Genomic DNA, 19,670 nt, shown 5'->3' with positions numbered 1-19,670 from the left:
TCCCCCGCGCCGCGCCGCGTCAGCCCATCCGGGCCGGCGCGGCGCGCTGCTGTGCCCCGCGGGCAGGGTCAGGATCGGCGGGTCAGGCGTTGCCAGAGGCGACGGAGGGGGTTGCGGGGGCGGGGGAGTCGGGAGGACCGCGTGTCGAGCAGTTCCGTGGCCAGCGCCGCGGCGGCCTTGTCCAGTTCCGGGACGGCGAGCGCCAGGTGGGCCAGCGAGACGGCGATCGGGACCGGCCGGACCCGAGCGACGGCGGCCGCGTCGGCGAGCCGTTCCGCCACCACCCGCGCCACGTCCGACCGTACCGAGGGATCCACCCAGGCGGCCGTGACCAGGGCGAACAGCGCCGCCTCGGTGACCCAGTCCTCGACGTCCCAGATCAGGTCGAGCAGCACCCGGCGCCGGGTCGAGCTCTCCCATGGCTCGTCGGTGCGGTGGTGCAGCAGCCCCAGGCACGCCCACACCTGCACCCCACGGACCCAGATCGACGGGTCGTGCGCGGCCAGCAGGCGACCCACCGCGTTGGCCGGTGCCGCTGGTGGGTGCACCAGCAGGCCGAGCAGGTCCGCCAGGTCGAGGCCGGCGAGGCCCACCGCCGCGTCGTACGCCGCCGGTGGGTGCGGCCACGCCGGGTGGGCGAGCTGACCGATCCGTTCGACAGCCGTCGCCGAGGGCGCCGGCAGGGCGGGCATGGGGACGTTGTCCGCGTAGTGCCACAACCGTTGGGCCGACGCCCGCCGGGGCTCGCGCGGGTCCGGCTCCAACGAGCCGACGACGTCGATCCGCAGCCCGGGGGCGGTGGACGTCGCCGTCCGGACGGCGCTCGGCGGGGCTGCGGCGGGCAGTCGTACGGCGCTGCCGGAACCGTTGTCGTCATCGGCCACCGCCTGGCGCAGCGCGTCGACGAGTGGGCCGCCGGCCGGGGTCAGCTGGCCGAGCCAGGGGCGGCCCCGGCAGCACTGGGCCAGGTCACCATGCTCGTGGCTGTCATTGGGGTGGTCGCGGACGAAGTCGGCGAGCGCGACCAGGTGGGCCAGGTCGCCGTCGCGCAGGTGCCGTAGCCGGTGGGCGGTGTGCACCGCGCAGTCGAAGGACGGGTCGCGCGCCAGCGCCCGCTCGGTCCACTCCAGCGCCTCGTCCAGTCGGCCGATCTCGGCCAGGGTGCCGGCGATGTCCGCGTAGATCGCCAGGTCGTCGGGGTCCAGCTCGACGGCCCGACCGAGGGCGGCGAGGCCCTCGCGGGTCCGGCCCGCGCTGCGGTACGCGTACCCGAGCCAGACCTCGCCCATCTTCGAGGGCTGTGTGCGTACCCCTCGGGTGGCCCAGCGCACCGCGAGCGCGGCCTCGCCGAGGCGCCGGGCCAGCGCGGACGCCGCGCCCAGCAGCAGACCGTGGTCGGGGTGGACGGTGGCGGCGTTGCGGGCCAGTGTGAGGTACGGCGCGAGGGCGCCCCGGTCGACCCGCGGCACCGGGTCCGGCAGCGCGGCGCAGACCTGCATGAGGATCCGGGCGATGTGTTCCGGGTCCAGCCGTTCGGCCAGTTCGGGCGCGGTGACCCAGGGAACGCCGGCCCACTCGGTGCCGGGCGCGTACGCGGTCGCCGCGGCCAGCAACTCCAGTCCCTCGGCGGGACGGCCGGCGGTGGCGAGCAGATGGGCGCGGGCGACGACCGCGCCCACGAAGGTGTGGTGGTTGATCGGAAAGAGGCCGAGACCACCGCCGCTGGCCGCGGCGAGCCGGGCCAGCGTCTCGTGCACCTCCGGGAGCGTGGGGGCCTGCGCCAGCGCGCCGGCGAGGTGGCCGGCGGCGTGGTGCAGGTCACCCTCGTCGAGTGCCAGCCGGGCCAGAGCCAGCTCCTCCGTCGGGGAGAGCGCGGGGTCGTCCGTTCCGTCGGGCACGTCGTCCTCTCGTCGCTGGGGCTGGGCCGGGTGCAACCACCAGCTTAGTTGATATTGAGATCAACTGGTGATCACCTGCGCAGTCCTGCTCGTTCGATTGCTGAGCTACGGTTAAAAGTGCAAGACTGAGCAAGAATCGCGCGGCAATCGCGCAGGGGAGGGGTTTCCGTGACACGTGCAGGCTCCGGCATGGCCGCCGACATCGACGAGCAGCCGGCTGGCTACGCCCGCCTGCTCTCGGCCGCCAACGCCGCCGAGATCGCGCGGGTGGCGGCGGTCGTCGCCGAACGTCGCCCACGGCACGTGGTCTTCACCGCCCGGGGCACCTCCGACCACGCGGCCCTCTACGGGGCGTACCTGACCGAGATCCGGCTCGGCCTGCCTGCCGGGCTCGCCTCGCCAAGCGTCGTCACCCTGTACGGGGCACGCCCCGACCTGTCCGACGCGCTTGTCGTGGGGGTCAGCCAGAGCGGCGGCTCGCCCGACCTGGCCGAGGTGCTGCGCGCCGCCCGCGCCTCCGGGGCGCTGACCCTCGCGGTGACAAACGCCCCCGACTCGCCGCTCGTCGACGTGGCCGAGCTGAGCGTCGACATCGCCGCCGGGCACGAGCGGGCGGTCGCCGCCACCAAGACGTACACCGCCGAGCTGCTCGCCCTGCTGATGCTCGTGGAGGGGATCCGGGCCGGCGACGGCGTGCTCCCGGCGGCCGAACGGGAGGCGCTCGACGCGCTGCCCGAGCTGGCCGCCCGCACCCTGGCCGACGGCACCCCGGCCCAGCTCGCCCCGCGCTACCGGTTCGCCCGCCAGTTGGTCACCACCGGCCGGGGGTACGCCTACCCGACCGCCCGGGAGGCCGCGCTGAAGCTGATGGAGACCTCGTACCTGCCGGCGCTCGCCTTCTCCGGCGCCGACCTGCTGCACGGCCCACTCGCGATGACCGACCCGGAGGTCCCGGTGCTCGCCGTGGTCGGCTCCGGCCCCGGTGGCCGCTCGATGGGCGAGGTGCTGCCCCGCCTCGGCGAACGCCGTGCCGACGTCGTGGTGGTCGGCTCCGCCGACGTGCCGGGCGCCACCCGGCTGGCCGTCCCCGAGGTCGACGAGCGGTACGCCCCGCTGTTGGACATCCTGCCGTTGCAGCGGTTGGCGCTGGCCCTGGCGCTCACCCGGGGCGAGGATCCGGACGCGCCGCGTGGGTTGAAGAAGGTCACCGCGACGATGTGAGGCGTGGCGTGGCACCCTGGTCACCGTGTCCACGCTGCGCGACCTCGCCGAGGAGCACACCCATCTCCGTCCGGCCGACATCGACCACCTGCACCGCATCGCCGGCGACTGGCAACTGCTCTCCGATCTCTCCTTCGCTGACCTGCTGCTCTGGGTGCCGGTTGACGCCGACGGCACGTTCCTGTGCGTCGCCCAGGTCCGCCCGACCACCGCACCCACCGCGTACCAGGACGACCAGGTGGGGCGGATCGTCGGCGGGCCGGAGGTCGCCCACCTGGGGGTGGCGTACTCCCAGGGCCGGATCTGGCGCGAGGGCGACCCGGTCTGGTACGGCGACGTGCCGGCCCGGCACGAGGCGATCCCGGTCCGGCTGCGCACCGCCGAGGGGGAGGCCGGCGAGGTGATCGCCGTGGTGGGGCGGGACACCAACCTCTCCACCGCGCGCACCCCGAGCCAACTGGAACTCAACTACCTGACCACGGCCGACGACCTGGCGCAGATGATCGCGGACGGCACCTTCCCGCCACCGCGGCACCCGGGCGAGACCACCTCCGCGCCCCGGGTCGGTGACGGCCTGGTCCGGCTCGACGCCGGCGGCAAGGTCACCTACGCCAGCCCGAACGCGCAGTCCGCGTACCGGCGGCTGGGCTACGCCTCGCACCTGGTGGGCGAGGACCTGGCCGCGCTGCACCGCCGGCTCGCCGGCGACCCGCTGGACGGCACCGAGGCGGCGAACGGCATCCTGGCCGCCCTGCGCGGCGAGGCGCCACCGCGCCGGGAGATCGACGCCCGCGGCGCCACGATGCTCACCCGGGCGCTGCCGCTGATGCCCGCCGGGGTGCCGATCGGCGCGCTCGTGCTGGTGCGGGACATCACCGAGGTTCGCCGCCGGGATCGGGCACTGATCACCAAGGACGCCACGATCCGGGAGATCCACCACCGGGTGAAGAACAACCTCCAGACCGTCGCCGCGCTGCTGCGATTGCAGGCCCGCCGGGTGTCCATGCCGGAGGCGCGCGTCGCGCTGGAGGAATCGGTCCGCCGGGTCGCCTCGATCGCCCTGGTGCACGAGACGCTCTCCATGTCCAGCGACGAGGCGGTCGAGTTCGACGGCATCGTCGACCGGGTGGCCAGCGCGGCGACCGAGGTCGCGGCGACCGAGGTGAGCGTCGGCATGCGGCGACGGGGCAGCTTCGGCGTGCTGCCGGCGGAGATCGCCACGTCGCTGGTGATGGTCCTCAACGAGTTGCTGCTCAACGCCGTCGAGCACGGCTTCCCGCCGGCCGACGAGGCGGACGAGCCCCGCGCGCCTGCCGCCTCGGGCATGGTGCCGGTCGCTGCTCCCGAGGTCGACCCGTCGCTGCGACCCGAGGTGGTGGTCTCGGCGCACCGGTTCCGCAAGATGCTGCACGTCTCGGTGACCGACAACGGGCGCGGGTTGCCGCCGGACTTCGACGCGGAGCGAGCCAGCCGGCTCGGCCTCCAGATCGTCCGTGCCCTGGTCACCGGGGAGCTGCGCGGCACCATCGAACTGCGGGCCGGTGCCACCGGCGGCACCGAGGCCGTGCTCGTCGTCCCACTGGCCCGCAACGCCCCCGACGGCCGCTCACAGGCCTGACCGCCGCGCCGGGACAGCCGTGGGTGTCAGCGGATCAGCGGGCGGGGCGGCTGGTCAGTAGGGCTACGGTCAGGCCGGGGCGCGGCCAGACCTGGGCGACGGTGAAGTCCGCGCGTAGCGCGTCACCCTTGGCGCCGGTCACGGCGGCCAGCGGCTCGGCGTGCCGACCGGAGAGCACCAGCCACACCCGTGTCGTACCGGCCAGGCACTGCTCCGGTCGGGGGCACTCGGCCGCCCACAGGTCCCCCCGGCGGACCTCGTCCTCGGTGACCAGGATGTCCCGCGGAGGGTCGTCGAGGTGGTACTCGATGCCGAGGTCGAGGAAGAGCCAGCTCTGCCGGGGCGAGTAGACGATCGCGTCGCCCGGCCGCTGACCGTCGGCGATCACGCGCGCCGCGCCCGCGTAGTCCACCGGCGCGCTGCGCGGCCACTCGTGGGTGCGCCGCAACGCCGCCTGGTCGGGAAGGCCGAGCAACCCGGCCAGGACCACCACGGCGAGCGCGGCGGGCACCGCCACCGCGGCCATCGCCGCGCCGGCCAGCAGGCAGGCGAAGGGCACCACGAAGACCAGGTACCGGGGCACCCACAGCGGTACGACCTCACCGGCGGCGAAGAGCAGCAGCACGGGCAGCAGCACCGCGCTCACCGGCAGCAGGGCGCGACGCCCGAGGCGGGCCGCGCCCAACGCGGCGACCCCGACCAGCAGTCCACCCACCACGCTGCTCTGCGCCACCCCGCCGGGCAGAGCGGTCAGGTCGTCCAGGCGGACCAGGTGGACCCAGTTGAGCTGCCGGGACCGCTGGGCGCGGGCCTTGAGCAGCAGGGGGGCGACGAGCAGCGCGGCCGGCACCACGGAGACCACCCAGCGCCACACCCGCCGGTCCCGCGCAGCGTCGTGCTCGTCCCGGCTGCCGACGCCGGCCGTGGCCGGGCCGCGCCACCAGGCGAGCAGGACGACCAGGCCGTGCGCGGCGAGCAGGGTGAGCGCGATCAGGTGGATGAGCCCGAGGGCGGCGACGGCGGCGGCGTATCCGGCCCAGCGGGTCCAGCTCGGTCGGCGCAGTGCGGGCACCAGCAGCAGGGTGGCGAGCACCGCGAGCATGGTGGCCAACGCGTACGGGCGGGCCTCCTGCCCGTAGCGGGACGTGCCGGGGAGGACCGCGAACAGCAGCCCGGCGAACAGGCCGGTGCGCCGGTCGACCAGCCGCGCGCCGAGCACGGCGAGCAGCCCGGCCGCCACGGCCATCGCCAGCACGGCCGGCACGCGCAGGGCGACCGTGGAGTCGCCGACGATCGCGGTCCAGCCGTGCATCAGCAGGTAGTACGGCCCGGTGGCGGCGTCGATGGTGCCGGCCAGCCGGGCCAGGTCCTCGGGCGACCGGCTGGCCGCGCTCCAGGTCGCCAGTTCGTCGCGCCAGAGCTGGGCGGAACCCAGCCCGGTCAGGGTCACCGCCAGGGTCAGCAGTGCCGGGGCGAGCCAGACCGGTACGCGGCGCAGGTGGTCCCACGCCGCGCCGGTCGACTCGGACAATCTGCCCACGGTCCGAGCCTGCCACGGTCTCGCCGTTCGTGGTGTCAGCCGGCCGCAGGCGGTGGGCGCCAGGCGGGCATCACGTCGTTCGGCCGGGCCGTCTTCGCCGGATCACGCTCGACAAGGTCACCGAGCACGGCATCGATCCGCTCCATCAGCTCGTCGTCCAGCCGGACCGCCGCCGCGCCGGCGGTCTCGGCGAGCTGCCCGGGTCGGGACGCACCGACGATCGCACTGGCCACGGTCGGTCGGTGCAACACCCACGCCACCGCCAACTGGGCCATCGTGCAGCCGGCGGCATCGGCGATCGACCGGAGCTGGCGGACCCGGGAGAGCAACAGATCCGAGGAGTAGCGGGCGACGAACGACCCGCCGAAGCCGTCGGTGGCCCGGGAATCGGCGGGCGGGCGCCTGCCGGGCTCGTACTTGCCGGTCAGCACGCCCATCGCGAGGGGCGCCCAGGCGAGCTGACCCAGCCCGAGTTCCGCGCTGGTGGGCACCACCTCGGCCTCCGCCACCCGCCACAGCATCGAGTACTGCGGCTGGTTGGCGATGAACGGGACGCGCAGGTCGGCGGCGAGCCGCAGACCCGCACGCAGTTGCGGGGCGGTCCACTCGGAGGCGCCGACGTAGAGCACCTTGCCCTGACGGACGAGGTCGGCGAAGGCGAGCATCGTCTCCTCCAGCGGCACGCTGTCGTCGTACCGGTGCGCCTGGTAGAGGTCGACGTAGTCGGTGCCCAGCCGGCCCAGCGAGGCGTGGCAGCTCTCGATGATGTGCTTGCGGGACAGTCCGGAGTCGTTGGCCCCCGGCCCGACCGGCAGGAACACCTTCGTGCACAGCTCGATCGAGCTGCGCCGGACGCCACTGAGCGCCCTGCCCAGCGCCAGCTCGGCCCGCCCCTGGGCGTACCGGTCCGCCGTGTCGAAGGTCGTGATGCCCGCGTCCAGGGCGGCGGCCACGCACGCGCCCGCCGCGTCGTCGTCGAGCTGGTTGCCGTGGGTGACCCAGTTGCCGTACGCGACCGCGCTCACGCGCAGGCCCGACCGGCCCAGTTGCCTGTATTCCATGCTCGGATCCTCCGGCGGTCGCGCGCTGTCGCCGAACCGTTCGAACGTGGTCGAATCTGTCGGTGATCGAGGTTCGGTTCACGCCGGACGACCTGAGTCGCGTCCGGTTCGTGCACTCGCCGCTGGCCGAGCTGGTGGCCAGTTCCTGGGCGCTGCGCAAGCCGGCGAAGTACTGGATGCACCGCCCGTGGCGGGAGCGCGCCGAACGGCTGCTGCCGGGGGCCGGCCTGGAGCCGCTGCTGGCGGTGCTCCGGTCGTCCAACGGCTACGTACCGGACTTCCTCACCCCGATCGGGGTGGCCCCGAACCTGGCGGCCGAGCTGCGGGCGGTCGCCGGCACCGACCCGTCCCGGGTGCGGCGGCAACTGGACCGGGCCGGCGCACCCCGGCTGGCCCCGGACGAGCTGGTCGCGCAGCTCCGGCGGTACTTCACCCTGCTGATCGCACCGGACTGGCCCCGGCTGCGGGCGCTCGCGCTGGCCGACATCCGACGGCGCACCCTGCTCGCCGCCGACCAGGGCGGGCGCACCCTGCTCCGCGAGCTGCACCCGTTGATCCGCTGGGACGGCGCGGCGCTGCGGGTCGCCGTCGGCACGTCCCGGCCGGCCGGTCTGGACGACCGCCCGTGGACGTTGCTGCCCACCTCGTTCTCCGGACCGACGGTGCACGCGATCCTGGAGGGGGACGCCGGACCCGCCCTCTGCTATCCGCCGGCCGGGCTCGGCGGGCTGTGGGCGTCGCCGCCGCCCAGCGCGGCGCTCGGCGCCCTGCTCGGCGGTACGCGGGCGGCGGCGCTGTCCCTGCTCGACGCGCCACTGAGCACCGGCGAGCTGGCCGCGATGTTGGGGCTCGCGCCGGCGACGGCGTCGCACCACCTCACCACGCTGCGGGACAACGGCCTGATCGTCGGCGTACGGGAGGGCAGGGTGGTGCGGTACGCGCGAACCATCCTCGGTGACCAGCTGGTCGACTAGCCCCCTCGCCCGTGATGTGGGATCCAGCACGTGGACATTGGCCGGCCCCCTCGGGGTGTGGCAGCATGGGGCGCATGACCGCCGCAGTCGTCCGCCGCTTCGTGGCACGTCGCCACGTCGATTACGGCCGCGTGCGCAGCGCGATCTGTCCGGCCTACTGACGACGCCCGATCAATCTGTCTCGGGCGCGCTCCGCGCCGGCTGTCTGAAGACACCGTTGTCCCGCCCGCTTCGCCGGGCCGGCCGCCGCGCCCCGCGTACCCCGAGGCACAGCAGACAACGGAGGACGCCGCGATGGCGGTCAGCAGCATCCCGGCCCGTTCCGAGGACCCGACGGCTCGCCCGACCCGAGCACCGCGCCGGCCACGGGGTGAGGGTCAGTGGGCGCTCGGCCACCGTGAGCCGCTCAACCCCAACGAGCGGATCAAGAAGGACGACGACCCGCTCAACGTCCGGGCCCGCATCGAGACCATCTACGCGCACCGCGGCTTCGCCTCCATCGATCCGCAGGATCTGCGGGGCCGGTTCCGCTGGTGGGGCCTCTACACCCAGCGCAAGGCGGGCATCGACGGCGGGCGCACCGCCGTGCTGGAGCCGCACGAGCTGGAGGACGAGTTCTTCATGCTGCGGGTCCGCATCGACGGCGGCCAGCTCAGCCTGGCCCAGTTGCGGGTGATCGCGGACATCTCCCGGGAGTTCGCCCGGGACACCGCCGACATCACCGACCGGCAGAACATCCAGTACCACTGGATCCGGGTCGAGGACATGCCGGAGATCTGGCGTCGGCTGGAGTCGGTCGGCCTGCAGACCACCGAGGCGTGCGGCGACTGCCCCCGGATCGTGCTGGGCAGCCCGGTCGCCGGCGTGGCCCGTGACGAGGTGCTCGACCCGACCCCGGCGATCGACGAGATCGTCGCCCGGTACGTCGGCGACAAGCAGTTCTCCAACCTGCCCCGCAAGTTCAAGACGTCGATCTCCTGGCTGGTGGACACCCCGTACGAGTCGAACGACATCGCCTTCCTCGGTGTCGAGCACCCCGAGTACGGCCCCGGCTTCGACGTCTGGGTCGGCGGCGGTCTCTCCACCAACCCGATGCTCGCCCAGCGGCTCGGCGTCTGGGTGCCGATGGCCGAGATTCCGGACGTGTGGGCCGGGGTGGTCGGGATCTTCCGCGACTACGGCTACCGGCGGCTGCGCAACCGGGCTCGGCTGAAGTTCCTGGTGGCGGACTGGGGTGTGGAGCGGTTCCGCGAGGTCCTGGAGAAGGACTACCTCGGTCGTACGCTGCTCGACGGCCCGGCGCCGACCCTGCCGTCGAAGCCGGTCGACCACGTGGGCGTGCACGAGCAGGCCGACGGGCGGCACTACGTGGGCGCCGCGCCGGTGGTCGGGCGGGTCTCCGGCGGGCAGCTCGCCCAACTGGCCGACGTGGTCGAGGCGCACGGCAGCGACCGGGTGCGGCTCACCCCGTACCAGAAGCTGCTGGTGCTCGACGTGCCGTCGGAGCGGACGGAGTCGCTTGTCGACGCGCTGCGTGGCATTGGCCTGGAGGCCCGGCCGTCGGCCTGGCGGCGCGGCACGATGGCGTGCACCGGCATCGAGTACTGCAAGCTCGCCATCGTCGAGACGAAGGCCCGCGGCGAGGAGTTGGTGGCCCGGCTGGAGCAGCGGTTGCGTGACTTCGACGCGGACATCTCCATCCACATCAACGGCTGCCCGAACGCCTGCGCCCGCACGCAGGTGGCCGACATCGGGCTCAAGGGCCAGCTGGTGGTCGGCCCGGACGGCCGACAGGTCGAGGGCTTCCAGGTGCACCTGGGCGGCGGGCTGGGCATGGCCCAGGGGCAGACGGCCGGTTTCGGCCGCAAGCTGCGCGGCCTGAAGACCACCGCCGAGGAGCTTCCGGAGTACGTGGAACGGCTGGCCCGTCGCTACCTGGCCGGTCGGAGCGAGGGCGAGACGTTCGCCAACTGGGTGATCAGAGTCGATGAGGAGGCACTGCGGTGAGCAGCGAGAACCGAGCGGCACCTCTGTACTGCCCGTACTGCGGCGAGGAGGACCTGCGGCCGCACGAGGCGGGGCACGGCGCCTGGGAGTGCCACGCCTGCACCCGGGTCTTCTCGGTGAAGTTCACCGGCCTGCTCTCCCGGGCGGTGACCCGATGAGCCTCGTCTCCGCAGCGAACCTGCGCCTGGTCGGTCCGGGCGCTTCGACATCCGCCGACCCGGCCCGACGCGACCCCGCCGAGCTGCGCGCCCTGGCCGAGCAGGCGGCCCAGGACCTGGAAGGCGCCCCGGCGCTGGAGATCGCCCGCTGGGCCGCACAGACCTTTGGCGACCGGTTCTGCGTCACCAGCTCGATGGCCGACGCCGTGCTGGCGCACCTGGTGTCCCGGGTGGCCCCGGGCGTGGACGTGGTCTTCCTCGACACCGGCCTGCACTTCCCCGAGACGCTGCGGGTGCGCGACGAGGTGGCCCGCACGCTCCCGGTGAACGTCCGGTCGATCCGGCCCCGACTCACGGTCGGCCAGCAGGATGGCCAGTACGGCCCCCGGCTGTTCAACAAGTCACCGGACGACTGCTGCCAGCTGCGCAAGGTGGAGCCGCTGGAGCGGGCGCTGTCCGGGTACGACGCCTGGGCCGCGGGCCTGCGGCGGGACGAGTCGCCGACCCGGGCCAACACGCCTGTGGTGACGTTCGACGCGCGGCGCGGCAGGGTCAAGGTCAACCCGATCGCGGCCTGGTCGCAGAAGGATGTGGACGCGTACATCGCGCGCTTCAACGTGCCGGTGAACGAGCTGTTCAAGCAGGGTTACGGGTCGATCGGCTGCTGGCCGTGCACCCGCCGGACGAAGGCCGGCGAGGACGCGCGGGCCGGCCGGTGGGCCATGTTCGAGAAGACCGAGTGCGGGCTGCACGTCTGACCTCGCCAGCGACCACCCCGACCGGCCCGGACGTGGCCGCCGGGGTGGCCCCGGTGGTGCTCGTCGCCCACGGCAGCCGGGATCCACGAGCGGCCGACGCCACCCGGGCACTCGCCCGAGCCGTGTCGGCGGCCCGGCCCGGGACACAGGTCTGGGCGAGTTGGCTGGACCACACCGAGCCGGGGCCGACCGAGGTGCTGCGTGGCCTGGCGGCGGCCGGTCACCAACGGGCGGTACTGGTGCCCCTGCTGTTGACCGCCGCGTATCACCATCGGGTGGACATTCCGGCGGCGGTCAGCGCGGCGGTGCGGGCCGAGCGGCCACTGGCGGTGCGGGTGACCGACGTGCTCGGCCCGGCGGACGGCACCGTCGACCCGGGGCTGCTGGCCGGGCTGCGTCGACGGCTCACCGAGGTGCGGCCGGGCCGCTTCGACGCGCTGGTGTTGGCCGCGGCGGGCACCCGGGACGCGCGCGCCCGCCGGTCGGTGGGTCAGGCCGCGGAGGCGCTCGGTGCCGAGTTCGGGGTGCCCTGTCGGGTGGCGTACGCCTCGGCGGCGCCACCGGCGGCCGGTGTGGCGGTGTCGCGGCTGCGGGCGGCCGGCGCACGGCGGGTCGCGGTGTCCGCGTACTTCCTGGCGCCGGGCCTGTTCCACGACGCGGTGACCGAGGCGGCTCGGGCGGCCGGCGCGGTGGCGGTGTCCGCCCCGTTGACCGACGCGCCGGAGCTGGTCGAGGTGGTGCTGCGCCGGGTCGACGACCTGTCGAACGGCCACGTCGTGGCACCGGCCGGCTGAGGCTGGGGCGGACAGCGGAACGCCCCGGTGGGCGGACCCACCGGGGCGTACAGCGGTGTCGTTGGGATCAGGCGGAGTGAGCGCGCAGCACGCGGAGGCCGCCGCGCCGCTTGACGGCCCGCCGCTCCTCTTCGCTCATTCCGCCCCAGACGCCGGCGTCCTGACCCGACTCGAGTGCCCACTGCAGGCACTGGTCGGTCACGGAGCAGCGCCTGCAGACGGCCTTGGCCTGCTCGACCTGCAGCAGAGCCGGTCCAGACGTCCCGATCGGGAAGAACAGCTCTGGGTCCTCGTCGCGGCAGACACTATGGTGACGCCAGTCCATGGCGGCAACACTCCTCATTCTGGATGGGTGGCGAACAATTGCTTGGTCGTGCTTTTCCTATATGCATCCGCAGTGCCGATGGTGACGGTTAGCGTCCGTCCATTCGGCAGTGCGTGAGCAGGCGTTCAGCGCCGGGGACCTGCTGGAACAGCTCAACCTGACGAGCATATCCAGGCAATGTCCCTGTAACTCAAGTCCGCTTGTGAATACTTTCACGAACAGTCGTGATGTCAAGGGTGACGCTCGGAAAAACTCCGGGCGGTGAGCAAGCCCACAGCCCCTTTGTCCGGTTTTCGGGGCTTTCCCGATTACCCGCCGTGCCACAGTCGAGGATCAATATAGTACAGTCCGCGTGACATTGCTGACATTTCCGGCACCTGCCCCTCGGTGTGGCGGCGACCAAGTCGATCGGTTGTGGCCACCGTGTCGACCAAGGGCAGTACCCGAGACCTAGCAGATTACTCTCAGTGCGGCCGGAACGGAGGTGAATCTGACTTTCTCCCGCTCGCCGAGATAGTCGCCGTCGAGCTGAAACGCCTGCGGACGGCTGGAGACCAGCGTGAACTCCGCCGTGTCATGGAGTCGTAACACCTGCCGACCGCGTGGATCCGGTTGCCGGGACAGGAACTGAGTCACTGTCCGTGTTGTGCTAGCCACCCGGAGCTGACGTAGCGCCAGCACATCCAGCCCGAGATCGAACGACGCCGCCGGGTTCGGGTTGACCTCCCGGTCGCCCAGGTACGTCCACGGTGCCGTGTTCTGGATGATGACCGTGGCCAGCTCGGCCTCGGACGGCTCGCCCGGACGCTCCAGCACGATCGCCGGATGTCGCCGGTCCGAGGCGAAGAAGTACTGATTCATGATCGAGCGCAGGTAGAGCGTCGGCGTGGACACCCGACCCTTGCGCCGGGCCTGCTCCACCCGGTGGATGACCGCGGCGTCCAGGCCGAACCCCGCGCAGAAGGTGAAGTAGCGGTCGTCGGCGAGGCCCAGCCCCACCGTCCGGCTCCGGCCCAGGCGCAACCCTTCGAGGATCATGCTGGTCGCCTCCGGCCACTCCCGGGGCAGGCCCAGCGCGCGGGCGAACACGTTTGTCGACCCGCCTGGCACGGTCGCCAGCGCGGGCAACCGCTCGGCCATCGGCGCGTCGTCGGCGCGGGGCGGCGGGTCGGCCGTCATGAGGCCGTTCACCACCTCGTTCACGGTGCCGTCGCCACCCAGGGTGACGACCAGGTCGACACCCTCGGCCGCGGCCTCCCGGGCCAGCGCCATCGCGTGTCCGCGCCGCCGGGTGTAGCGCACGCTGAGGTCGACTTCGCTGCGCAGCGCCCGGACGAGCACGTCCCGGCTGCGTTCGCTGGTGGTGGTGGCCTTTGGATTGACCACCAGGACGGCGTGCATGGGCGGCACTGTACCTCCCGGTAGCCCGGGTATCGTGGCGCGCGTGACCATCGACTCGGCTCCCGTCACGCTCCGCTGGGCGGTCCGGCTGCTCTGGGCGGAGGCGGCCGCCGTCGGGCTCATCGCGGCATGGCTGATCTGGGCCGACCTCACGGCCACCACCACCGATCTGGCGTCGGCGTTGCTGGTGACCGCGTTCGCCGTCGGGGCCGCGGTCGCGCTCTGGGCGCTGGGCCGGGCCCTGTCCCGCCGTAGGGCGGGTGCCCGTGCGCCGGCGATCGTGCTGCAGCTGATGCTGCTGCCGATCGGATGGTTCATGATCCAGGGCGGGTTGGGCTGGCTGGGGGTGCCGCTGATGGCGCTCGGCCTGGGCGTGACCTGGCTGCTGGTCAGCCCCCCGACGACCCGGGCACTGGGCGTGGCGTGACGGACCCGGCGCGCCGAGTCGGTCAGTAGCCCGCTGGAGCGGCGCCGGTCAGTAGCCGCCGGAGCGGCGCGTGAGCAGCGCGATCGTGGCCCGACCGTCGGCGGCCGTGGCGGACGCCGACGTCGTCAACGCGGTGAGCACCTTCCAGGCGAAGGACGACTCGGCCGGCAGCGTGGCACCACGCACGGTCGGCACGGTCACCTCGACGGTCAACGCGTCCTCGGTGACCGCGAAGCGGCACTCCAACTCGGCGTCGCGGGTGGCGATGGCGAGCAGCATGGCGCACGCCTCGTCGACCGCGATCCGCAGATCCTCGATCTCGTCCAGCGCGAACTGCAACCGGGCCGCGAGGCCGGCGGTGGCGGTGCGGAGCACGCCAAGGTAACCGCCGTCGGCGGGCACCGTGAGGTGCACCACGTCGTCGTCGGTCGCTGGCTGGCCAGTCAGTTGAGTCACGCCTCATCCCCCCGGTCGGGGACTCTACCCGCTCGGTCGCCCGTACGCGTGCCAGCGGTGGCGGCATGGTCGGCCAGCTCGCGCAGCGCGTCGCCACTGAGCCGATAGGGGACCCATTCGCTCATCTGCTCCGCGCCGATCGACGCGTAGAACCCGGCGGCCGGGTTCCAGTCGATCATCCACCACTCCAGTCGCCGGTATCCGCGTCGTACGCAGATCTCGGCCAGGGCGGCGAGCAGCAGCCGACCCGCACCGGACCCCCGGGCGGCCGGCCGAACGTAGAGGTCCTCCAGGTAGATGCCGTGCACACCGGCCCAGGTGGAGAAGTTGAGGAACCACAGCGCGAAGCCGATCGGCTCGTCCTGCTCGTCCACCGCGACGTGCCCGAAGAGCGCCGGAGCCGGCGCGGGGCTGGACGCGTCCGTGGCCGCGCCGCTCGCTGGAGCGGCCGGAAACAGGGCCGAGGTCAGCTGCTCGGCGGTGAGGTGGCACTGGTCGGCGGCCCGTTCGTACTCCGCCAGCTCGTGCACCATGGCGACGACGGCCGGCACGTCCTCGGGACGTGCCGGCCGGATCGTCAGGATGACCGGTGCGGTCACGCCTTCTTGGTCTCCCAGAAGATCTTCGAGATCTCGTCGATCTTCGAGAGGAGCTTGTCGGCGGTGGCCGGGTCGAGGCTGCCCTTGACGCCACCGGCGCCGGCGAGCTTGGTGGCCTCGTTGAACAGGCTGTGCAGGTTCGGGTACTTCTCGAAGTGCGGCGGCTTGAAGTAGTCGGTCCACAGCACCCAGAGGTGGTGCTTGACCAGCTCGGCGCGCTGCTCCTTGATGATGATGGCGCGGGTGCGGAACTCCGGGTCGGTGTTCGCCTGGTACTTCTCGCAGATCATTTTGACCGATTCGGCCTCGATCCGAGCCTGAGCCGGATCGTAGACACCACACGGCAGGTCGCAGTGTGCGCTCGCGATGACGCGGGGCGCGAGGATGCGCGGAAATCGCATCAGGATCCTCCATGGGAAGTTTGCGATGATCAAAGGCGACATTACTCCTGGGGGATGCTTTCCGAACGGACGGAGGTGAAACCAGTGGGCACCGATCACCCGCCTGAGGTGGCCCGGTTGCGCGGGCCGTTGACCGCCGTCCTGGTGGTCGGCCCGTCCATGGCACCGACGCTGCGGCACGGCGACTCGGTGCTGGTCCGCCCCGGCGACCGCCGGATCCGACCCGGCGACGTGGTGGTCGCGGTCTTCCGCACTCGCCCCGACCTGCTGGTGGTGAAGCGGGCGGTCCGGCAACAGGACGGCGGCTGGTGGCTGCGCGGCGACAACGAACTGGTCACCGACGACTCCCGGGCGTACGGGGTCGCCGACGTACGAGGGCGGGTGCTGGTCCGCTACTGGCCGCGCCCCGGTCGGGTACATCGCCGGCGGTTATGACCCCGCTCACATCCGGGTGTGGGCGTCGACACTATGCTCGGAAGTGCCCGGGTGACCCCCGTACGCGTGCCACCGCTCGCCGCCCACCTCGCGGCCAGGCCCGGCCGCCTCACATCTGCTCGACAGATCCTGGAGTCACCGCCATGTCTTCGTCCACCGTGGACCCCGCTGATCCCGTCTTCCTGCTGCACCGGGGCGGCAAGATGGCCGTCACCTCGACCGTGCCGCTGACCAGCCGGGAGGACCTCTCCCTGGCGTACACCCCGGGGGTGGCCCGGGTGTGCGAGGCGATCGCCGCCGACCCGGCCCTGGTGGACGACTACACCTGGGTGTCGCACACCGTCGCGGTGGTCACCGACGGCTCGGCGGTGCTGGGGCTCGGCAACATCGGCCCACGTGCCGCGCTGCCGGTGATGGAGGGCAAGGCGGTGTTGTTCAAGCAGTTCGGTGGGGTGGACGCCGTCCCGGTCTGCCTGGACACGCAGGATGCGGACGAGATCGTCGCCGTGGTCCGGGCGTTGGCCCCCTCGTTCGGCGGGATCAACCTGGAGGACATCAGCGCCCCGCGCTGCTTCGAGATCGAGCGCCGGCTCGACGAGGCGCTGGACATTCCGGTCTTCCACGACGACCAGCACGGCACGGCGATCGTGGTGCTCGCCGCGCTGCGCAACGCCGCCACCCTGCTCGACCGCAAGCTCGGCGACCTGCGGGTCGCGGTGAGCGGTGCGGGTGCGGCCGGGGTGGCCGTGACGAAGATGCTGATCGCCGGGGGCGTCAACCCCGACCAGGTGGTCGTCTGCGACTCCAAGGGCATCATCGGCCGGCACCGCACCGAGCTGACCGGCACCAAGGCCGAGTTGGCGGCGACCACGAACGCGGAGGGCCGACACGGCGACATCACCGAGGCGCTGCGCGACGCCGACGTGCTGATCGGGGTCTCCGGCGGGCAGATCCCCGAGGCCGCGGTGGCGGGGATGGCACCCGGCGGGATCGTGTTCGCGCTGGCCAACCCGACCCCGGAGGTGCACCCCGAGGTCGCCGCCCGGCACGTCGCGGTGGTCGCCACCGGGCGCAGCGACTACCCCAACCAGATCAACAACGTGCTGGCCTTCCCCGGGGTGTTCCGTGGGGCGTTGGATGCCGGTGCGACCCGGATCACCGAGGCGATGAAGGTCGCCGCCGCGGACGCCATCGCCGGTGTGGTGGCCGAGTCGCTGACCGCCGACGCGATCGTCCCCTCGCCGCTCGACCCGCGCGTTGCGCCGGCCGTCGCCGAGGCGGTCGCCGAGGCGGCCCGTCGCGACGGCGTCGCCCGCCGTTAGGGTCTGCGCGCCCGCACAGGCGCTGGCGCGCTCCGCCGCAGCATGCGCCGTCGGCCGCGCCGGCCTGTGCGTCGGCCGCGCTGGCCTGCTCCGGGACGCTCTCGGCGCCGCATGCGTCGGGCGCCTTCTTAACGGGCGCTCAGCTTGTTACCGTGCCGATCATGCGTGCCGCCTTTGCCTCCCGCTTCAATGACGCCGACCCGCTCGCCGCGCTCACCGTCGGTGAGCGGCCCGAGCCGACCCACCCGGCCGACGACTGGGTGACCGTGCAGGTGCAGGCCACCTCGCTCAACCACCACGACCTCTGGTCGCTGCGCGGCGTGGGGCTCGCCGAGGCACAGCTGCCGATGATCCTCGGCTGCGACGCGGTGGGGCTCGACCCGGAGGGCCGCCCGGTGGTCGTGTACCCGGTGGTGGTCACCCCGGGCGACCCGCGCGGGGTCTCCATCCTCTCCGAGCACTTCGCCGGGACCCTCGCCGAGCGGGTGGCCGTACCCCGATCGAACCTGATCCCGCTGCCCGACGGCATGGCGGCGACCGACGCGGCGTGCCTGCCCACGGCCTGGCTGACCGCGTGGCGGATGCTGACCACCAAGGGCCGCGTCGCGGACGCCGACAGCGTGTTGGTCCAGGGCGCGGGCGGCGGCGTCGCCACCGCGGCCGTCGCGCTCGCCGTCGCGATGGGCAAGCGGGTGTACGCGACCAGCCGCGACGCCGGCAAGCGGGACCGGATCTCGGCTCTCGGCGCCACCGCCGTGGAACCCGGTGCCCGGCTGCCGGAACGCGTCGACGTGGTGATCGAGACGGTGGGCGCGGCCACCTTCGACCACTCGCTGAAGTCGGCCGCGCCGATGGCCCGGATCGTGGTCTCCGGCGCGACCGCCGGGCACGAACCGGCGGTCAACCTGCGCCGGCTCTTCGCGATGCAGTTGGAGATCCTGGGCACCTCCATGGGCACGCCGGGGGAGCTGTACGAGCTGCTGGCGTTCTGCTCGGACAACGAGGTGCGCCCGGTGGTGGACAGCGTGGTCCCGTTCGGCCGGGTCGAGGACGCCTTCGCCCGCCTGCAGTCCGGCGACGCCTTCGGCAAGGTCGTCATCGACCACACCGCCTGACGCGTCCCGCCCCGTCCCGCCCCGCCCCGCCCCGCCCCCAAGATCGCGCAACATCATGGAAATAGTGGCCTCCGCGTCGTGGGAGGCCACTATTTCCTGGTTACTGCGCGATCTTGCGGCAGGGCGCGGCGCGGCGCGATCGGTCCGCCCGTTCAGAGGTGGTCGTCGAAGGTGGCGACGTCGCCGCGGGTCGCATCGGTGGGGATGCGCTTCCTGGCGTCGGCGTCGCCGTACAGCGACCAGCGCAGAAACTCGACGGACGTGTCCGAGACGACACGCAGCGTCGCGCCGTCGCTGAGCAGCGCCCGCCCGTGGTCGCCCTTGGGCAGGCTCAGCATCGCCTTGGGCCACGGCACCTTGTCGTACGCGGCCTTGCCCGCCGCGTACTCGACCACCTCGTCCAGCTCACCGTGCACGAACAGTTGCGGCGCGGCCGCGCCGGCGAACGCGGTGCCCACGCCGAGCGCGGTGCCCGCGAACACCACGCCCGCGTCCAGCCGCTCGTCCCGGTTGGCGGTGAACAGCCCGATCGTGGTCACCCCGCCCGCCGAGTGCCCGGCCGCGGCCACCCGTTCGCCGTCCAACCGCCCCCGCAACGCGTCGCCGGCCTTGCCGTCCAGCGCGAGCACCTGGTCCAACGCGTACGAGACGTCGGCCGGCTGGTTGAGCACGTCGAGGACGTTCTTGTCGCCGCCGGCGGAGGTGTGCGGGAACGTCGGCGCGGCCACCACGAAACCCGCCGCCGCCCACCGCGTCAGCAGCGTGGCGTAGTCGTCCGGCCGCCCACCCAGCCCGTGACTGAACATCACCACCGGAAACCGGCCCTCGGCCGCCGTCGCCGACCGCTTGGCCGCGCCGCCGGACTGCCCGGCCGCCGGGTACCAGAGCGTCGTCGGCAGCGCACGGCCGTCCCGGTTCAGCTTCAGTTGGCGTACGCCGACCGCGAAGGCGCGCTGCGGGGCCTTCCCGGCGGGGACCTGCGGTGTCGGCGTGGCGGCGGCCTTCGGCTCGACCAGCGGAACCGGACCGCTCTGGCTCGGGCGGGTGTCCGTTGAGCAGCCGGCCAGACCGGCCATGAGCACGGCGCTGGCCAGCAGCGCGGGAGTGACGCGACGCGACATGAATCCGATTGTGCCCCGACCGGCTGGGGTGCCCGGCGG

Annotated in this window: 20 protein-coding genes; 11 read left to right on the top strand and 9 right to left on the bottom strand. The window is 73.1% G+C overall.

What is annotated here, in order from left to right:
* Nucleotides 1–68: 68 nt before the first annotated feature.
* Nucleotides 69–1,898, bottom strand: a complete 1,830-nt coding sequence (locus AB0A90_RS14315; RefSeq protein ID WP_357246655.1) for a tetratricopeptide repeat protein — start codon at nt 1,896–1,898, stop codon at nt 69–71.
* A gap of 189 nt (nt 1,899–2,087) precedes the next feature.
* On the opposite strand from AB0A90_RS14315, the gene AB0A90_RS14310 reads away from it, so the two are divergent.
* Complete coding sequence (locus AB0A90_RS14310) at nt 2,088–3,119, top strand: SIS domain-containing protein (RefSeq protein ID WP_357247166.1); 1,032 nt, start codon at nt 2,088–2,090, stop codon at nt 3,117–3,119.
* Between the two features lie 25 nt (nt 3,120–3,144).
* Nucleotides 3,145–4,737, top strand: coding sequence for a histidine kinase N-terminal domain-containing protein (locus AB0A90_RS14305; protein WP_357246653.1), 1,593 nt, complete (start codon nt 3,145–3,147; stop codon nt 4,735–4,737).
* Between the two features lie 34 nt (nt 4,738–4,771).
* On the opposite strand, the gene AB0A90_RS14300 is transcribed toward AB0A90_RS14305, so the two are convergent.
* A complete protein-coding gene (locus AB0A90_RS14300) occupies nt 4,772–6,277 on the bottom strand; it encodes a glycosyltransferase family 39 protein (RefSeq protein WP_357246651.1) in 1,506 nt (501 codons plus the stop codon).
* 35 nt (nt 6,278–6,312) lie between these two features.
* On the bottom strand, nt 6,313–7,338 hold the full coding sequence (locus AB0A90_RS14295; protein ID WP_357246649.1) for an aldo/keto reductase family protein: 1,026 nt from the start codon (nt 7,336–7,338) through the stop codon (nt 6,313–6,315).
* Between the two features lie 62 nt (nt 7,339–7,400).
* Between AB0A90_RS14295 and AB0A90_RS14290 the strand changes: the two genes are divergently transcribed.
* The 5 genes from AB0A90_RS14290 to AB0A90_RS14270 all read left to right on the top strand — a co-directional run bounded on the left by AB0A90_RS14290 (nt 7,401) and on the right by AB0A90_RS14270 (nt 12,029).
* Nucleotides 7,401–8,312, top strand: a complete 912-nt coding sequence (locus AB0A90_RS14290) for an ArsR family transcriptional regulator (protein WP_357246646.1) — start codon at nt 7,401–7,403, stop codon at nt 8,310–8,312.
* A gap of 294 nt (nt 8,313–8,606) precedes the next feature.
* Nucleotides 8,607–10,319: a nitrite/sulfite reductase gene (locus tag AB0A90_RS14285; protein WP_357246644.1), complete on the top strand. Its 1,713-nt coding sequence runs from the start codon at nt 8,607–8,609 to the stop codon at nt 10,317–10,319.
* Nucleotides 10,316–10,477, top strand: coding sequence for a hypothetical protein (locus AB0A90_RS14280; RefSeq protein WP_167393614.1), 162 nt, complete (start codon nt 10,316–10,318; stop codon nt 10,475–10,477). The genes AB0A90_RS14285 and AB0A90_RS14280 overlap by 4 nt, the downstream gene beginning before the upstream one ends.
* Nucleotides 10,474–11,235, top strand: coding sequence for a phosphoadenylyl-sulfate reductase (locus AB0A90_RS14275; protein ID WP_357246641.1), 762 nt, complete (start codon nt 10,474–10,476; stop codon nt 11,233–11,235). Before AB0A90_RS14280 ends, AB0A90_RS14275 begins: the two co-directional genes overlap by 4 nt.
* A 32-nt stretch (nt 11,236–11,267) precedes the next feature.
* Entirely contained in the window at nt 11,268–12,029 is a 762-nt protein-coding gene (locus AB0A90_RS14270; protein ID WP_357247163.1) for a CbiX/SirB N-terminal domain-containing protein, read from the top strand.
* A gap of 67 nt (nt 12,030–12,096) precedes the next feature.
* Here AB0A90_RS14270 and AB0A90_RS14265 read toward each other — a convergent pair whose 3' ends face one another.
* Together AB0A90_RS14265 and AB0A90_RS14260 are read right to left on the bottom strand one after the other, a co-directional pair.
* The gene (locus AB0A90_RS14265) at nt 12,097–12,354 is read right to left on the bottom strand and encodes a WhiB family transcriptional regulator (RefSeq protein WP_088950012.1); all 258 of its coding nucleotides are present in this window, start codon (nt 12,352–12,354) and stop codon (nt 12,097–12,099) included.
* A gap of 450 nt (nt 12,355–12,804) precedes the next feature.
* Nucleotides 12,805–13,755 carry a diacylglycerol kinase family protein gene (locus AB0A90_RS14260; RefSeq protein ID WP_357246638.1) on the bottom strand — a complete coding sequence of 317 codons (951 nt, stop codon included), beginning with the start codon at nt 13,753–13,755 and terminating at the stop codon, nt 12,805–12,807.
* Here AB0A90_RS14260 and AB0A90_RS14255 point away from each other — a divergent pair.
* Entirely contained in the window at nt 13,754–14,182 is a 429-nt protein-coding gene (locus AB0A90_RS14255; protein ID WP_357246635.1) for a hypothetical protein, read from the top strand. The genes AB0A90_RS14260 and AB0A90_RS14255 overlap by 2 nt on opposite strands.
* Nucleotides 14,183–14,230: 48 nt before the next feature.
* On the opposite strand, the gene AB0A90_RS14250 is transcribed toward AB0A90_RS14255, so the two are convergent.
* The 3 genes from AB0A90_RS14250 to sodN are packed head-to-tail and all read right to left on the bottom strand — an operon-like array spanning nt 14,231 to nt 15,638.
* The gene (locus AB0A90_RS14250; RefSeq protein WP_088987803.1) at nt 14,231–14,638 is read right to left on the bottom strand and encodes an ATP-binding protein; all 408 of its coding nucleotides are present in this window, start codon (nt 14,636–14,638) and stop codon (nt 14,231–14,233) included.
* Nucleotides 14,635–15,237 (bottom strand): GNAT family N-acetyltransferase, encoded by a 603-nt coding sequence (locus tag AB0A90_RS14245; RefSeq protein ID WP_357246633.1) that lies wholly within the window; start codon nt 15,235–15,237, stop codon nt 14,635–14,637. The genes AB0A90_RS14250 and AB0A90_RS14245 overlap by 4 nt, the downstream gene beginning before the upstream one ends.
* Nucleotides 15,234–15,638: a superoxide dismutase, Ni gene (sodN, locus tag AB0A90_RS14240; protein WP_357246630.1), complete on the bottom strand. Its 405-nt coding sequence runs from the start codon at nt 15,636–15,638 to the stop codon at nt 15,234–15,236. Before sodN ends, AB0A90_RS14245 begins: the two co-directional genes overlap by 4 nt.
* 84 nt (nt 15,639–15,722) lie before the next feature.
* Between sodN and AB0A90_RS14235 the strand changes: the two genes are divergently transcribed.
* The 3 genes from AB0A90_RS14235 to AB0A90_RS14225 all read left to right on the top strand — a co-directional run bounded on the left by AB0A90_RS14235 (nt 15,723) and on the right by AB0A90_RS14225 (nt 18,510).
* Nucleotides 15,723–16,073: a S24 family peptidase gene (locus AB0A90_RS14235; protein ID WP_357246627.1), complete on the top strand. Its 351-nt coding sequence runs from the start codon at nt 15,723–15,725 to the stop codon at nt 16,071–16,073.
* 143 nt (nt 16,074–16,216) lie between these two features.
* The gene (locus AB0A90_RS14230; protein ID WP_357246625.1) at nt 16,217–17,395 is read left to right on the top strand and encodes an NADP-dependent malic enzyme; all 1,179 of its coding nucleotides are present in this window, start codon (nt 16,217–16,219) and stop codon (nt 17,393–17,395) included.
* Nucleotides 17,396–17,547: 152 nt separating this feature from the next.
* Nucleotides 17,548–18,510: a zinc-binding dehydrogenase gene (locus tag AB0A90_RS14225; protein WP_357246622.1), complete on the top strand. Its 963-nt coding sequence runs from the start codon at nt 17,548–17,550 to the stop codon at nt 18,508–18,510.
* A gap of 152 nt (nt 18,511–18,662) precedes the next feature.
* Here AB0A90_RS14225 and AB0A90_RS14220 read toward each other — a convergent pair whose 3' ends face one another.
* The gene (locus tag AB0A90_RS14220; protein ID WP_357246619.1) at nt 18,663–19,631 is read right to left on the bottom strand and encodes a chlorophyllase; all 969 of its coding nucleotides are present in this window, start codon (nt 19,629–19,631) and stop codon (nt 18,663–18,665) included.
* Between the last annotated feature and the right edge of the window lie 39 nt (nt 19,632–19,670).

The sequence above is a fragment of the Micromonospora sp. NPDC049204 genome, from assembly GCF_040647935.1.
GTDB lineage: Bacteria > Actinomycetota > Actinomycetes > Mycobacteriales > Micromonosporaceae > Micromonospora.
This window is presented reverse-complemented; position numbering and strand designations above follow the sequence as displayed.